The 15,388-nt window shown below is 55.6% G+C and carries 15 protein-coding genes; 9 read left to right on the top strand and 6 right to left on the bottom strand.

Translation table 11 applies throughout. The annotated features are described in order from the left end of the window. Positions 1-20: 20 nt before the first annotated feature. From WCY31_RS02440 to WCY31_RS02430, 3 genes are all read right to left on the bottom strand, one after another. On the bottom strand, positions 21-1,256 hold the full coding sequence (locus WCY31_RS02440) for an OmpA family protein (protein ID WP_345972987.1): 1,236 nt from the start codon (positions 1,254-1,256) through the stop codon (positions 21-23). A 57-nt stretch (positions 1,257-1,313) separates the two neighbouring features. Further along, positions 1,314-3,971, bottom strand: a complete 2,658-nt coding sequence (locus tag WCY31_RS02435; RefSeq protein ID WP_345972986.1) for an Ig-like domain-containing protein — start codon at positions 3,969-3,971, stop codon at positions 1,314-1,316. A gap of 306 nt (positions 3,972-4,277) precedes the next feature. Beyond that, positions 4,278-6,302: a hypothetical protein gene (locus tag WCY31_RS02430; RefSeq protein WP_345972985.1), complete on the bottom strand. Its 2,025-nt coding sequence runs from the start codon at positions 6,300-6,302 to the stop codon at positions 4,278-4,280. A 718-nt stretch (positions 6,303-7,020) separates the two neighbouring features. Here WCY31_RS02430 and ffh point away from each other — a divergent pair. The 8 genes from ffh (at position 7,021) to WCY31_RS02390 (ending at position 11,786) form a co-directional block, all read left to right on the top strand. Continuing rightward, complete coding sequence (gene ffh / locus WCY31_RS02425) at positions 7,021-8,367, top strand: signal recognition particle protein (RefSeq protein ID WP_345972984.1); 1,347 nt, start codon at positions 7,021-7,023, stop codon at positions 8,365-8,367. 120 nt (positions 8,368-8,487) lie between these two features. Then, positions 8,488-9,039 carry a hypothetical protein gene (locus WCY31_RS02420; protein ID WP_345972983.1) on the top strand — a complete coding sequence of 184 codons (552 nt, stop codon included), beginning with the start codon at positions 8,488-8,490 and terminating at the stop codon, positions 9,037-9,039. Between the two features lie 297 nt (positions 9,040-9,336). Then, complete coding sequence (rpsP, locus tag WCY31_RS02415) at positions 9,337-9,558, top strand: 30S ribosomal protein S16 (RefSeq protein ID WP_345970678.1); 222 nt, start codon at positions 9,337-9,339, stop codon at positions 9,556-9,558. A gap of 2 nt (positions 9,559-9,560) precedes the next feature. After that, positions 9,561-9,800 carry a KH domain-containing protein gene (locus WCY31_RS02410; RefSeq protein ID WP_345972982.1) on the top strand — a complete coding sequence of 80 codons (240 nt, stop codon included), beginning with the start codon at positions 9,561-9,563 and terminating at the stop codon, positions 9,798-9,800. After that, positions 9,781-10,326 carry a ribosome maturation factor RimM gene (rimM, locus tag WCY31_RS02405; RefSeq protein ID WP_345972981.1) on the top strand — a complete coding sequence of 182 codons (546 nt, stop codon included), beginning with the start codon at positions 9,781-9,783 and terminating at the stop codon, positions 10,324-10,326. Before WCY31_RS02410 ends, rimM begins: the two co-directional genes overlap by 20 nt. After that, entirely contained in the window at positions 10,323-11,027 is a 705-nt protein-coding gene (gene trmD, locus WCY31_RS02400; RefSeq protein ID WP_231020225.1) for a tRNA (guanosine(37)-N1)-methyltransferase TrmD, read from the top strand. Before rimM ends, trmD begins: the two co-directional genes overlap by 4 nt. Then, a complete protein-coding gene (gene rplS / locus WCY31_RS02395) occupies positions 11,017-11,373 on the top strand; it encodes a 50S ribosomal protein L19 (RefSeq protein ID WP_231020224.1) in 357 nt (118 codons plus the stop codon). The genes trmD and rplS overlap by 11 nt, the downstream gene beginning before the upstream one ends. A gap of 77 nt (positions 11,374-11,450) precedes the next feature. Further along, on the top strand, positions 11,451-11,786 hold the full coding sequence (locus WCY31_RS02390; RefSeq protein ID WP_345972980.1) for a hypothetical protein: 336 nt from the start codon (positions 11,451-11,453) through the stop codon (positions 11,784-11,786). A gap of 418 nt (positions 11,787-12,204) precedes the next feature. On the opposite strand, the gene smpB is transcribed toward WCY31_RS02390, so the two are convergent. After that, positions 12,205-12,657, bottom strand: coding sequence for an SsrA-binding protein SmpB (gene smpB / locus WCY31_RS02385; RefSeq protein WP_345970672.1), 453 nt, complete (start codon positions 12,655-12,657; stop codon positions 12,205-12,207). A gap of 121 nt (positions 12,658-12,778) precedes the next feature. On the opposite strand from smpB, the gene WCY31_RS02380 reads away from it, so the two are divergent. Further along, a complete protein-coding gene (locus tag WCY31_RS02380; RefSeq protein ID WP_345972979.1) occupies positions 12,779-13,813 on the top strand; it encodes a HAMP domain-containing sensor histidine kinase in 1,035 nt (344 codons plus the stop codon). Here the strand turns inward: WCY31_RS02380 and WCY31_RS02375 are convergent. Further along, positions 13,791-14,567, bottom strand: coding sequence for a 4-(cytidine 5'-diphospho)-2-C-methyl-D-erythritol kinase (locus WCY31_RS02375; protein WP_345970670.1), 777 nt, complete (start codon positions 14,565-14,567; stop codon positions 13,791-13,793). The two genes, WCY31_RS02380 and WCY31_RS02375, sit on opposite strands and share 23 nt — an antisense overlap. Further along, on the bottom strand, positions 14,564-15,385 hold the full coding sequence (gene truB / locus WCY31_RS02370) for a tRNA pseudouridine(55) synthase TruB (protein WP_345972978.1): 822 nt from the start codon (positions 15,383-15,385) through the stop codon (positions 14,564-14,566). The genes WCY31_RS02375 and truB overlap by 4 nt, the downstream gene beginning before the upstream one ends. Between the last annotated feature and the right edge of the window lie 3 nt (positions 15,386-15,388).

The following is a 15,388-nucleotide window of genomic DNA, read 5'->3' as shown; positions in this document are numbered from 1 at the left end:
CACTGAGTGTAGAAGTGTCGTTACTTCGTTTCCCCTGCGGGGAGGGTAACTTCATCTGCCGGCGGTGTGATCTCTTCCCCCGGCTCTTTCGGTGCAGCGATGATGTCGATTTCAACGCGGCGGTTCTGCGCGCGCCCCTCATCGGTCGCATTGGTCGCGACGGGATCGCTCTCCCCTTTGGCCTTCGTTTCGATACGGTCGGCGCCGATGCCGTTGATGACGAGTTCATTCTTGACCGCGTCGGCACGGCGCTGTGACAGTTTGAGGTTGTACAGCTCGGAACCGATGCTGTCCGTATGGCCCGTCACGATCAGCTTGTCATCTTTTTGCAGTTTCAGCACGAGGTCTCTGATCGCGGCTTTACCTTCCGGTTTGACTGTCGCCTTGTTGAAGTCGAAGAGCGCATCCGTCGCCAGGACGACGCGTTCGACCGGCTTCCGGATAATGACCGGTTCGGACGGGACCTCTTTGACGACCTCTTTCTCGACGACTTTTTCGACGACAACAGGTTCGGCCGGTACCGGGACCTCTTTGACCACGACGACTTTTTCCGGCTCCGGCGGCGGGACAGGTGCGTTCGGATCTTCACCGAAGCGGTAGACGACACCGACGGACCAGAGACTCATATCGAGACCGGAGTTCGAGGCGTCCTCCTCCATGTGGTACCCTTCCCATTCACCGCGAACGCCGAGGCGGGGCGTAAAGTCATACTGTACGCCCAGGCCGACCTTCAGACCCGCACCCCACTGGCTTGGGCTCATATCTTTCGCGACGCCGTTGACGTAGAGCGTGCCGCCGCTGTAAGAGTAGTCTTTGCTGACTTCGGCATACATCACACCGAGCCGTCCGAAAACGGTGAGCTGCTCCAGGATCGGAAGGTGCCCGACCACATCGGCATTCAACCCCTGTGTCTTCGCAGTACCCTTGTAGGTCTCCCCCGTGCTCGTGTTGTGTTTGAACGAAAGCTCGCCGAGGTTGAAATAACCGCCCTCAATGGCAAAGTAGTCGTTGAAGAGGTAACCTCCGAACAGCTTAAGCCCAAATGCGTTCTCGTCAATGGTGGAGTTTATTACGGTACAGGCCGGATCGCCGTTACACGCTTCCTCGGCCGTATCGGTCTCATTCACCCGCCCGATCGCGTAACCGACATTACCTCCGATATAGAAACCCGGGAAGGCAATGCGTTTCGCCGGGAAATCAGCATACGCCGCAGTGGTGAGCAAAAGTGCCGCCGCTGCCAATGAATATCTTCTCATTATTATCATCCTTCATATCACGGGGCGATGCCCCGTGTTCATTCTCTATTCTATCTGTTACGGTTGCTCGATGTAATGCTCGATCAGGCTGAGCATCGTGACATCGGCCTGACCGCTATACGCTCCAAGCGCGTCACTCAGCATATTAAGGATCGGCGACAGCGCCGGTGCAAGCGTGTTCACCAACAGATCGCTCAGCGCCCCTGCGAGCGCGCTGACATCAAGCAACGGAATGCCAAGCAGTGTCACCTGCAGCTCAAGATTACTTGTCAATGTTCCCAGCAATGAGCCTGTCGTATCGCCCAGCGGTGCGAAGGCACTATCCATCTGCGGTATATTGATCGGCAAGAAGTGCATCGTCGTATTGTTCGTATCACCGACAGCATATGCCTTGGCAGTCACGGTTGCAAGCCCAAGCAGATTGATAAGGTCTACCGGAGCGAAGCTGTCTGCCGTCAACGGCTGATCGGAGAAGAACTGGTCATCCGGAATCGACCCGAGATAGATTGAGGCAAGCCCGTTCTGTACCGCCATCGCGACATCGTCAACCGAGAGCGTCGTCAAGTTGCCTTCAGCGGCACCCAGCACGATGTACAGCGGAATATTGATGATCTCGCTTGTGCCGAGACCAAGCAGCGATAACAGGTCGGTAAGCGCCGAACCGGTCAATGCAAGCTTCAGCTGGATTCTTGCCTGGGAAGCGCGGATCGTATCCCCCGGAACCATCAGTGCAATCGCCGGCGGACTCACCAGTTGCGCACGAAGCGTGCTATTGCCGTCTGTCAGTCCCGGAATGGAGAGCGGAATCTCGATCACACTTTGTGTAATCGGCGCCAGTGCAGCGTTCACCGAACTCAACAGCGTGATCGTATTCGCCTCTGCCCCCGAAATACCCTCCATGGCCAGGAGATCTTGTACACTCCCGGGGAGAACGCTATCTGGGAACTGCAGTAGATCTCCGATAGCTACCGGCTGATCAAGGCCCTGGTCAGCCACAGCCTGCGCAATTTGATCCACAGCATCTTTGCCCGGCCCCGCCGGCAGCTGGTCGGAAATAATCTGCAGCAGTGTCGTCAGACTGACGTTGCTGTCCACGAGCTCCTGCACCGTTGTCGCATTGGTTTCCCCGCTGAGTGCGGCCACCAGCCCTTCGTAGTTGACAGTCGCCGTAGCCAGTCCCAGCACGCCATCGACGCCCAGGGAAATATTTGTCCCGAGCAGATTGCCTGTAACACCGTTGAGGGCCGATTCGTTCGTATCGGCAGCCACGGCGGTAGTGCCCATACTGAAGACGGCCGCATCAATGACGCGGATCAGATTGCCGGTTGTGAATGTTGAGTTCACGTCGCTGGCAAGTGTATCGCCGTTGACTGCTACAACCCCCGTTGTCACCGTAAAGGTGTAGGTGTTGTATGCCGTCAGGTTCGCATCCGGGTTGAAGACGGCGACATAGTTGCCGCTGTCATAACCGATCGTGCCCGGTAGCAGGCCTCCCCCGCTGTTTTCAAGATAGAAGGTCGCAGCGTCAAGGGTCGTCTCGTTGACGTCCTCGTTGAAGTAGGCAACAATGTCGTCACTGACCGGCACGCCGGTCGCGCCGTCCGTCGGGACGATGTAGACCTGAAGCTCCGTCTGGGTACCCGTCGTGAAAGTCGATGTCTCATCCGTGCCCAGTTGTTCGCCGTCGAGAGACGTCACGTCGTTTTCGACCACGAAGGTGTAATCGCTGTTCGGAACCAGCGTCGTACCCGGATCGAGGATAAAGGTTACGACCGTATTGCCGCTCGCATCCGTACCCGTATGCAGCGTACCCGGAACGTGGGTGCCGTTTTCATCCATCAGGTAGATATTGCCCGAATTGAGCGTCGACAGATCCATCGGTTTGTTGAAGGTCGCGGTCACCATCGTGTTGATCGGCACACCTGTCGTACCGTCGGACGGCATGATCGTCACGGCAAGGCGCAGCCAGTTGCCCGTCACGAACATGGCCGTCTCGTCGGCAGCGAGCGTATGCCCGTTCGGTGCCGACACGGCCGTCGTCACAACGGTGGTGTAAGTACTGAACGGCGCCAGGTTGGAAGCGAGTTTCAAAATCAACGTCGTGTTATCGTCGGTATGGTCGATCTTCGTCACCGGTACTTTCACGCTGTTTCCATCAAGCAGATAGAAACTGTTGTTCGTAACCGTTGCGAGATCCACCGGCTCGTTAAACGTTGCGGTGATATTGGGATTGAGTGAGACGTTGCTGTCCCCTTGGTGCGGATTGAGCGTGACGTTGAGTCCCAGACCCGTTCCGGTCGTGAACTGCGTGACGACATCGCCGCCCAGGCGGGAGTAGTCCGTCGCTCTGATACCGTTCGTAATGACGAACCGGTAGGTGGTGTTCGCCGTCAGATTGGCATCGGGCTTGAAGCGCAATACCTTGTTCAGATATGACCACGATCCCGGCACCATGCTGTTATTCGGGTCTAGCAGGTAAAACGTCGTCCCCTCGATCAACGTTGCCTGCTGGAGATCCTTATTAAACGTTCCCGTAATGTCCGTATTGAGGAAAACGTCCGTTGCCCCATCGGCAGGCGAAACCGTTACCTCAAGACCACTACCTTTGACATTGTTGTCAAAGGCACTGTCCGCACCGCATCCTGCCAGCATGAACATCATCGCCATGCCGAGGAAGAGTGCCAACCCCTTCTTCGTTTGCAAAAACAATTGCATTTTACACTCCTTCGTTTTTGAAGCTTTTTATCTCGGTTAAGGCCGCTTCCCGCCACAATCCCCGCGACAGAATATCGCGGAAGAGTTCAATCAATAATATCACAGAAAGCTGAATCAAAACATAGTATTTATGATACAAATAACAGTAAAAAATAATTCAAAATAAATTATATGAAAACAAATGGAATTGTTGGAAAATTACTTGAAAATACACTGTTGGAATACTATATTTTGGGTGATAAAAGGTTAGAGGTTTTCAGTCTATCCTGTCCGCAGCCGGAGCTGCGAACGGATGGTAAGAGGTGCTTAGAGCGGGAGGGCAAGGCCCTGAGCGTTCAGCAGGCCAAGCAGCGTCTGCAGCAGTGCAGTCGGATCGGTTGTCAGGCCGCCGAGCAGGTCAGTAATCGCAGAGGCATCAGCTCCGCCGAGCAGGCTTGTCAGTGTTGTCAGCAGGTCGCCGAGGAGGTTGCCGCCGAGGCTGTTGAGCAGATCCGAGAGTGTACCGGTCAGTGAACCCAGCAGGTCCCCGCCGAGCAGGCCGAGCAGATCACCTGAAGATGCACCTGTCAGCGTACTCAGGATGCTTGTAAGCGCACCGGTCGGATCACCGCTGCCCAGGATCGTACCGACCAGGCTGCTGAGTGCACCGAGGTCGGTCGGAGTCGCACCGTTCAGAAGCAGACCTGTCAGGTCACCCAGCGGCAGTGTCTGTGTCAGGTACGGCACGTTGGTCATCAGACCGCCGAGGATCGCATACCCGCCGAGCTTGTCGATCGTTGTGACAACAGGCATAACAACGCCGGCGTTGAGCAGGAAGGCTGTTCCTTCGGCATTCAGACCGTGTGCCACGGATTCCAGCAGTGCCAGCATGTTGACAGATGTCGTCAGGAGGCCGTTGATGCTTGTATCCATCGGATCGATACCGAACGGCAGGACTTCACCCGGCAGGGCAAGGATGTCGTTCAGCGAAAGTGCCGGCAGGTTCAGATCCGGCACGGCACCCAGTACTGTCGTCAGCACAGTAGATACCGGTGCAGGGATCGGCAGCGCATTAATGATATCCATCAGCTGGGCAACGCTCAGCTTCGTCGCCATCAGCTCATCGAGCGGAAGCGCGTTGAGGACCGGCAGTGTTTTCGCCGCAGCGATAATGTCATTGATCGTCGTGTCAGCACTGACCAGGCTCAGGAGCCCTGCAGGATCCAGCGGAAGCGCGCCGCCATCCAGCGGGAGCGCACCGAGCAGACTTGTCAGTGAACCGACCAGCAGGTTCGGATCCAGACAGGATGTCAGGTCGCCTGTCACCTGTGCAAGCAGGCCTTCGACCGTACCGAGCAGACCCGTTGTCGTTGTCAGCAGGGTTGCCGGCAGGGTGCCGAGTGTCGTACCGAGGAGCTCCTGCGGTGCCACGATAAGGTCGCCGAGGCTCAGCAGGTTCGTCAGCTGGGACGGATCAAGTGCGCCTGTCAGGTCTGAAAGGACTGATTGCGGGTCACCAGACAGTGTTCCGAGGATACCAAGGAGGTCTCCCGCGCTGAGCGGAGCGGCAAGGAGGTCAGAGAGTGTCGCGGTATCCGCCAGGCCTGTCAAACTCTGAACGGCACCGAGCAGGTCACCGAGCGGAAGGGCAACCGCAAGTGTTTTCAGGTTTTCTGCTGTCAGTGTTGCACCGCCCAGTACGCTGTTTGTCGCACAGTCGAGCGTTGCAACAACAGGCTCAAGCTGCGGGATACAGGCAGCGACATCGTAACCGACACCCATAACCGTGTCGTCCAGGAATGTAAGCGCATCGATCCCTGTCTCGGCGACACCGGCAGTCGTATCAACAAGCGTGCCAATGACTTGCGTCAGCAGGCTCGGTGCAACGCTCAGCAGGTCACCCAGCGGCAGTGTCTGCAGCAGTGTAGCAGGGTCCAGTGCATCTTTAAGAGATGCGACGATTGCCAGAACGTCCGGCGTACCGCCGACGAGTCCAATGATATCGAGGACATTGCTAAGAGAGACGCTTGTCTCCAGCATCGCGCCGACAGTGACACCCGTTGTTGTCAGCCCGAGTTCCACCATGGCATTGGCAACAGAGGCAAGGTCGAGCGGAATGGAAGTAAGGATGCTGAGATCAGCCGCGCTCAGCACATTGGTCAGCGTGCCGGTCGCCGTACCAAGCACACACTCGAGCGTGCCGACAAGCGCCGTTGCCTGCTCAGCACCGACCACGGTACCCGATGTCGCCGTCGTTGTAGAGGATGATGAACCACATCCAGAGAGCAGAAGTGCCGCCCCCACGGCACTTGACATCATGATACCCCGAACGCCACTTAGTGATTGTTTCATTGTTTTTTCCTTATATATTGTGATAGAAATCTGTAATGCACAATAGCAGTCCATGCAGATCCCAGATTACGGATCAGTTCGACCCGCCCAAAACCGTATGGCGATGGAATGCCATCCCATACGGCTCGCCTCGGTCAACAAATAATGTAACACTCAGCGACATTCAGCCCTTACCGATGCCACCTCTTACCCTTTCCCAAATGAGTGCAATTGACTTAAAATCCTGACGCCAAATTGTTCTTTCGAGTTGCGGTAAGAAAATTATGCCATTCTCTAGGCGATGTTGCCCTACATATATTCAAAAATCCGTTATTCAACCCGTCACAGCTGTTACTTTTTTTCACATTTAAAGAAAAAAAAAGAATACTTAATAAAACTTTTTCTTATAAATGTTGTATTTTGGTTTTTTACGGTGTATAATATGCGCTCACTTCAATTTATTTCTAATAATTTTTTTTTATTAACTTTTACTGTTTGTACTTATTCATAAAAATATGGATATTAGAAATTTGTATTTATCCTTTTGCAATGCCGGCAGGAGAGTCCGAGGCCATTTTAAGAGCTGCCATAGAGGACGGCCACAGACTGCTATATATGGTAAGCACACAGCGTATCAAACATCCTGCAAAGGGTGTTTCGCTATAATGCGCCTTCACTCATATCGCACCCATATATTATTGATTGAACAGCTTTGCGACGCAGAGCATAAGGAGCACCCGTGTTTGATACCCTGACGGATTCGTTTACGTCCGCCATTAAAAAGATCCGCTTCCATGACGATGAAAAGGCGCTGAAGAAAGCGCTTGCCGAACTGAAAAAAGCGCTGCTCAAAGCCGATGTCCATCACAAGGTTGTCAAAGAGCTTATCGACCGCGTCGAACTGGATACGAAGAAAGCCGGCATCGGCAAGGATCAGTTCCTTGACGCGATGCGCTTTACCCTGCACGACCTGCTGAAGAGCGAAGGGCACCAGGGGTTTGTTTTTGCGGCAAATCCCCCCACCGTCATCCTGATGACCGGCCTTCAGGGTTCGGGGAAAACGACGACAACAGGGAAACTCGCCACCTACCTCAAAGAGCAGAAAAAGAAGAAGGTCCTGATCGTCGCGGCGGACCTGCAGCGTATGGCCGCCGTCGAACAGCTCCGCCAGATCACGGAGCAGATCGGCGTCGACCTTTATGAAGACGAGGCGACCAAGAACCCGGTCGAGGTCGTCACGGCGGCCATGGCCAAAGCCAAAAGCAACCTCTACGACGTCGTGCTCGTCGATACCGCCGGACGCCTGGCCATCGACGAAGAGCTGATGAGCGAACTGAAGCAGGTCCGTGACGCCGCGAAGCCGAGCGAGATCTTCTACGTCGCCGACTCCATGACGGGGCAGGATGCCGTCCGCACCGCCCAGAGCTTCAAAGAGCAGATCGGGATCGACGGGGTCATCCTGAGCAAGTACGACGGTGACGCCAAAGGCGGGGTCGCGCTGGGCATCGCCTCTCAGGTTCAGGTGCCGCTGCGCTTTATCGGTGCCGGTGAGAAGATGGCGGACCTCGAAGTCTTCCTCCCCGACCGCATCGTCAACCGCCTGATGGGCCTGGGGGACATCGAAGGGCTGGCGGAGAAGGCCTCAAGCGTTATCGATGAGAAGCAGGCGAAAAAGCTGACCCAGAAGATCAAGAAGGGACAGTTCAACTTCAACGACTTCCTCGAGCAGATGGAGAGCATGAAAAAGCTCGGCTCCATGAAATCCCTGATGGGCATGATCCCGGGGATGGGGGACATGTCCAAGGCGCTCAAAGACTTCGACCTGGAGAACTCCCAGGAGCTCAAACAGATCAAGGCGCTGGTCAGCTCCATGACCCCCAAAGAGCGCGAAAACCCCGACCTGCTCAACAACAGCCGCAAGCAGCGCCTGGCCAAAGGGGCCGGGATGGACCAGATGGACGTCAACCGCATCCTCAAGCAGTTCAAAAACGCCGCGAAGATGGCCAAGAAATTCTCCGGCAAAAAAGGGATGCAGGATCTGCAGAACATGATGAGCCAGATGCAGGGCGGCAAGTTCCCGCGCTGATCCCCCCGCCGCTTCATTTGCATGCGGCTTCCCGCCTTCACCCTTTTTATCGATTGCTTCCGTCGCAGCGAAACTGTTATAATGGTCACATCTTCGTGCATTATCCCACAAGGAGAGATCATGCGTATACGCCCTCTTTACCTCCCCCTGTTTCTCTTGCCGCTCGCCGCATTTGCCTTAGAGCCCCAGGTGCAGATACAGCGCCCCGCCGTCTCCACCAAGGTGCCCCAGAAAATCGTGCCCCCGTCCTCCTCTGCCCAGCAGCCTGTCGAAAAGCCGGACCTGACGGTGACCGGTATCACGGCTTATACCCAAAGGGGCGGTACCATACTGAGTCATGTCCGAAAGCTCTATGTCAATGAGCCGCTTGAACTGGACACCACCATCGAAAACGTCTTTGCCTATGACGGGCACAGCCGCAAAAAATTTAAGATCACCGTCCAATTCAGGTACGGCTACTCCGGCCCGGTGCACAAAGAGAAGACCATCTGGGTAACGAAAAACCTTGAACCCGGGGAGTTTCTTACGCAGCACATCATCTACGGCAGGGTCAAAGGTACGCCTGACGTGCTGTACGTCAAAGTCATTGCCGATGCGGGGCATGCCATCGCCGAACGCAATGAAAACAACAATGCCGACGAAATAGAGATCAGGATAGAGCCGAGACCCTGAGAATGCACCGCCATCCAGTCGTGCGTACCTTTCGCCAAATGAAGCGGGGCCACCCCCGCCCTTGTGCAATCTAGAATTATTCGCTATAATCCCGCCATCGTTTTACGCTTATGAACAATACCTCTGTGACATTGGCGTATCGCATACCCGAACGGTTTGCACGGAACGTCTCCGATAAGACGGTTAGAGGCCGCGGTATTCATTGTTGAGTGACTCCTTCATCGTTCCGCTGCACTGCCCTCTTTTTCCGACCTTCCCGAAAACCATTCACTTTATTATTTATCGAAGGAACGAACAATGACAACAATCCGTCTTACCCGTATGGGACGCAAAAAACAGCCTTTCTACCGCGTTGCGGTTACTGATTCCCGCAAACGCCGTGACGGCGGCTGGATCGAACTGATCGGCTGGTACAACCCGATGACCAAAGAACAGAAGATCGACGAAGAGCGTCTGAACTACTGGATCAGCGTCGGCGCCACGATGAGCGACCGCGTCAAAAAGATCACCGGCAAATAATCATGGTCACCGATTTCGTCGCCGAATACGCACGTCTCATCGCCTCCTATCCCGAGGACATCCGCGTCGAGATGTTCGAAGGTGACGAGATCGCCGAAATCGTCCTCTATGCCAACGGCGCCGACATCGGCAAGCTGATCGGCAAAGAGGGCAAAATGATCGGCGCCATCAAAACCGTTATCTCCGGCTGCAAAGCCAAAGACGGCAAAAGCTACCGCATCAATGTCGAAACGGCAGAATAACGACCGGCTCCTCCATATCGCCACGCTTGGCCGCACCGTCGGCCTGCACGGCGAGATGAAGCTGCACCTCTTCACCGATTTTCCCGAACAGTTCGTCCCCGGCGAGACCTTCTATACCAAAGAGCGTACCCCGCTGCGGTTTGAAACGGTCAACATGGAGCGCGAACTGGTCAAACTCGAAGGTATCGAAACCCCCGAAGACGCCAAACGCTTCACCAACGTCATGCTCTACACGACCTACGGCCGTACCCGCGAAATGTGCCACCTCGATGAGGGGGAGCACTTCTGGTTCGACCTGATCGGCTGCACGGTCATGGAAGACGGTGTGACGCTGGGCAAGGTGCTGGAGATCGAGCGCATCGGCGCGGTCGATTACCTGCAGATCAAAACCGACGATGCGCTGACAAAGCAGAGACTGCCCAAGCAGTTCCTTCTGCCCAAACAGCCGCCCTTCGTCGAAAGTGTCGATACCGATGCGGCCCTGATCACCGCGCACGGCGCGATGGCCATCCTGGAGGAGTCGTGACTTTTACCTACGTCACCCTCTTCTCCAACCTGATCGAAGGGTATTTCCAGGACTCCATCCTCAAGCGGGCACAGGAGAAGGGACTGTTCAACGTTTCCTACCTCAACCCGCGCGACTTTACGACGAACAAGCACGGCAAGGTCGACGACACCGCCGTCGGCGGCGGGGCCGGGATGGTGATGACCCCGCAGCCGCTTTTCGACACCCTGAAACAACTCCGTGAAAACGATCCGGACGTCCATATCGTTTTCGCAACCCCTGTCGGCAAACCGTTTGTGCAGAACGACGCCAAACGCCTTGCCAAGAAAAGCCATGTCGCATTTGTCAGCGGCCGCTACGAAGGCATAGACGAAAGGGTCATCGAGACCTTTGCGGACGAACTCTTCAGTATCGGTGATTACATCCTGACCGGCGGGGAGCTGCCCTCGCTGGTCATGACAGATGCCATTGCCCGCAACCTTGAAGGCGTACTCGGAAACAGCGAGTCGCTGGAGACGGAAAGCTTTGAAACCCATCTGCTGGAAGCCCCATCCTACGGAAAGCCCCCGCTTTTTGAGAATATGGGCGTGCCATCAGAATTCTTAAAGGGAAACCACAGTAAAATTGCGGCACTCAAAATTGCCTTGTCAGAATGCAAGACTAAATTCTTCAGGCCTGAGCAGCTTAAAAGGCATAGAAAAAGGACATTGTATGAGAAATAAATACATCGAAAATTTCGAAAATGCTCAAGTCGCTGAAAAGAACGTCCCAGAATTCCGCGCCGGTGATACCGTACGCCTCGCTGTTACCATTAAAGAAGGTGACAAAACTCGTGTTCAGAACTACGAGGGTGTATGTATCGCAATGCGCGGTCAGGGAACGGGTAAAACCATCACAGTTCGTAAAATCGGTGCCAACGGCATCGGTATCGAGCGTGTTTTCCCGATCTACAGCGACAGCATCAACGAGATCAAAGTACTTCGCCGCGGACGTGTACGTCGTGCGAAACTCTTCTACCTGCGCGACCGTGCCGGTAAATCTGCACGTATCAAAGAGCTCCGCAAGTAATTGCGGACGCCCTTCACACCCAACACACTTCCCCACCCACTTTTTACCACCAACCGCTTCCTGCAAAAGGAATCCGTATGACGCTTAACCTGTTTTTCATCACCGCCACCGCCCTCTTCATCATCGCCGTACTGAAGCAACTGCTGGAGACAAACGCCTTTCTGAACCGCCTGCGCGACAACCACCCCTCACGCTATGAAGCCATGGGGCGCCCGCGCTGGAACATCCAGTTCGGCGACCCCCGCTTCCGCGAAGCGGTCAAATACATCCGCGCCCACAAATTCGCCGACCTCGACGACCCGGAACTCGAACGCATCTATAAGGCGATAAAGAGAGCGGACAGGGTCGCCATCGTGTCCGCCGTCATCGCCATACTCATCACCCTGCTTGAGGTCATGCGGACAGCAGGATAGTACCAGTAGGTAGTAGGTAGTAGGTAGTAGGTAGTAGGTAGAGCTTGTCAGCATCCGCTTCTTCTGTCAAGTCCGAAATGATAATTAGCGTGTCAGCAGGATCACCGGGGCATGGAATATCCCGAAAGCGGCAGCCTTTCGCACTTTCTTCTTTCGGGTTCGGTTTCTTCTTTGTGCGAACAAAGAAGAAAGGGAACAAAACACAGATAATCTTGGGAAACACGGCTTTGTTCGAGCCGCAAAAAGCTGCTAGTAATCTTTGAGCGCCCGTTCAATGTCGCGCTTCATATCCTTCTCTTTCATGTCGGCGCGTTTGTCGTGCGACCATTTTCATTGCCGTTCCCGGAGCAAAGCCCCGCGAACTTTCGCTGGCCGCTATGGCAACTAAAGGCGGCTCTGCACGAGCCGAAAAAAGCTGCTAGTAGTCTTTTAACGCCCGTTCAATGTCGCGCTTCATATCTTTCTCTTTCATGTCGGCGCGTTTATCGTGCAGCTTTTTACCCCGCGCAATGGCGATCTGGATCTTGACGATGTTTTTGCGGTTGAAATAGAGCTGCAGCGGGACGATAGTGTGCCCCTCTTTTTCGACGGCGGCGATCAGCTTGGCGATCTCTTTCTTGTGCAGGAGAAGCTTCCGGCTGCCGCGCTCCTCGTGGCCGTAGTAGTGGTGCGTCGTCTCCAGGCGGCCGATATGGGCATTGAACAAAAAAGCTTCGCCTCTGACGATCTTGACAAAGCTGTCCTTGAGATTGACCCGTCCGGCCCGAATCCCTTTGACTTCGCTGCCCTGGAGCACGAGGCCCGCTTCGAATTTTTCGAGGATCTCGTAGTCATGATAGGCTTTTTTGTTTTTGGCAATCGTTTCGCCCACTCGCAGTCCTTTAAATCAGTGATGCAATCATAGCAGAAACCGCCCCTCTGCCGCCAATCATCGCGCCAAAAAAGGCGCCGGACACGATCTAGTTTTAATCAATCTGCCCCTATAATTTCTTATGAATCTTTTTGCCCGTCTCCTCGACAGAATCAGCCGCTATCGCCCGAAAACGATCATCATCTGGGCGACACTGGTCTCTACCGCCGTCTCCTTCGTGGTGGCAGGCGGCACCTTCTATCTTTTTATGGGTCAATTGCCCCCCATTGTCGTCTTTCTCTCCATCGCGATGCCGCTGCTGCTGACCCCGACGATCCTCTCCGCCGTCCTCAACCTGATGCTGCGTATGAAGCGCTACAAAACGGCCCTCGAAGAGGCCATCGAAAAAAACCACGAGAAAGATCTGCTGCTCTTCGAACAGGAGCGCTTCGTCCTGATGGGGGAGATGCTCTCAAACATCTCCCACCAGTGGCGCCAGCCCCTCAACGCCGTCAACCTCACCCTCCTGTCGCTCAAACTCGCCCAGGCAACGGGGAAACTCGACGATGAGACCCTGGACCAGGCCTTTGAAACGATTGAACAGAACACCCTCTATCTCTCCGATACCATCGAAGACTTCCGCTCCTTTTTCCAAAACCGGGCCCCGACGAAGATCCTGCCCCTGAAACAGATCGTTTCCGAGATGGAGGGAATCGTCGCCCCGCTGCTCAAAAGCGCCCGTATCACCTTGCGTATCGAGGGTACCGATGCCCAGGAAGCGTACCACCTGGAGATCGCGACCGCCATCTCGCAGGTGCTGCTGAACCTCATCAGCAACGCCAAAGACGCCTTGGAGGGGTACGACATCGAACCCAAACAGATCACGCTCCTGTTCAACAAAAACGGCGAAGGCATGACCATTACGGTTTCGGACAATGGCCCCGGCATCGCCCCCGAGATCAAACCGAAGATCTTCGATCCCTACTTCACGACAAAGAAACAGATGAAAGGGAGCGGCATCGGGCTGCACATGAGCCGCCAGATCATCGAAAAGATCTTTGCCGGCGCCATCGCCGTCGACACCTCCAAGACGGGAACGACCTTCAGTATCTTCATTCCCTACTCCGAGCACTGCCGTCTCGCGGCGGAAGTACCTACGCCGGAGGGAGAGGCCTGAAGAAACTGCTGCCGCTGCCGGAGAAGAACCAGCCGTGGCGGAAATGCTCTTTGAGCTCAGGGTAGAGCGACAGCGCCGGTTCAAAGAGGTCGTTCGCATCATCGGCGCTCAATTCGGAGAGCAGCGTTTTCGAATCGGTCTGTGCATAGTAGTCATGGGCCTCGGCGGAGAGCTCTTTGTAAAAGCTCTCCCGGAAACGGCGGTAGACGGCGGGCGTACTGATCTCGATCGGCGGCGTGCGCGTCTCGAGCTGCAGCGGCACCTCGTCAAAGGGCTCGACGATCTCGCCGATGCCCGAGACGTTCGCGCTGGGATAGCCGTAAACGAAAAAGGGAACGTCCGCCCCTACTTTTGCGCCGATCGCGGCCAATTCTCCGACATCGAGCCCCAGGTGCAGCACTTCGTTGCACATCTTCAGGTAGGTCGCCGCGTCCGAACTGCCCCCGCCGAGGCCTGCAAAGGCGGGAATGTGTTTGTTGACGGCAATGCCATGGGTCTGCATCAGCCGCTCAAGTTCCGTCGACCCTGTCGCCTCTAACAGGGCACGGTAGGCTTTATAGATCGTATTCTGCTCCGTCGTACAGGCAAAATCGCCGTCGATGACGAACCCCTCCTCCTCCTTGGGAAAGAAGTAAAGCAGGTCGTGCAGCTGCTCCACCACCATAAAGCGCGAGAGGATCTCGTGGTATTCCCCGCGGCGCCCCGTAATCTTGAGAAAGATATTGACCTTGGCCGGTGCCTTGTAATGTTTCATAATGCCACCTTGTTCAACACGTAATGCACGCCCTCGGCGTCAAAGGAGAAGATGGAGAGCTCCCGCCCGTCATCAACGCGGTAGAAGCCATCCTCGCCGGGGGCGAACTCGTCACGCGTCAGCGGCTGCCCCAGGGTGATCTTGCGCCACTCCCCCCGGTATTCGATCGGAGGAACGCGCAGCGCACCGCGGATATCGAGGGGCTTCTCCCCCTCGTAGACAAACTGCCCCTCGCAAAGACGTTCAAGCATACTGAGCGATCCCCCCTCGAGGCCGAGCCGCTCGTACACGAGCCGTCCGAGCGAACGGATATAGGTCCCCTCGGAGACCGTGGCCTCGAAAGTCACAAAGGGGTGGCAGTAGTGCAGCAGCTTGACGTCGTAGACCTTTGAGCGGATCGTCTCCAGCTCAAAGGGGATGCCCGCCCGTGCCAGGTCATAGGCACGCTTCCCGTTGATCCGCTTCGCGCTGAAAATCGGCGGCGGGTAGGCCTGCTCCCCCTGCAGCGATTCGACGGCCTCTCGGACCTTTGCTTCCGGCAGCGGCGCGACGTCGTCGATGCGCTCGACCCCTTCGATATCTAGGGTATCGGAGTGCGCCCCGAGCCAGAGCGTCGCCCGGTAGCGCTTGGGGGTTTTGTCGAGAAAGCGGAAAAGCGAGGTGTATTTGCCGAAGGCGACAATGAGCACCCCCTTTGCAAAGGGGTCGAGGGTCCCCGAGTAGCCCGCCTTTTTCACCCCGTATTTGCGCTTGAGGGTCCGCAGGAACTGGTTGGAACTGAGCCCGGAGGGCTTGTAGGCGACAAAAAGTCTGTTCATCGG

It is taken from the genome of Sulfurimonas sp. HSL3-1 (assembly GCF_039645995.1).
GTDB lineage: Bacteria > Campylobacterota > Campylobacteria > Campylobacterales > Sulfurimonadaceae > Thiomicrolovo > Thiomicrolovo diazotrophicus.
This window is presented reverse-complemented; position numbering and strand designations above follow the sequence as displayed.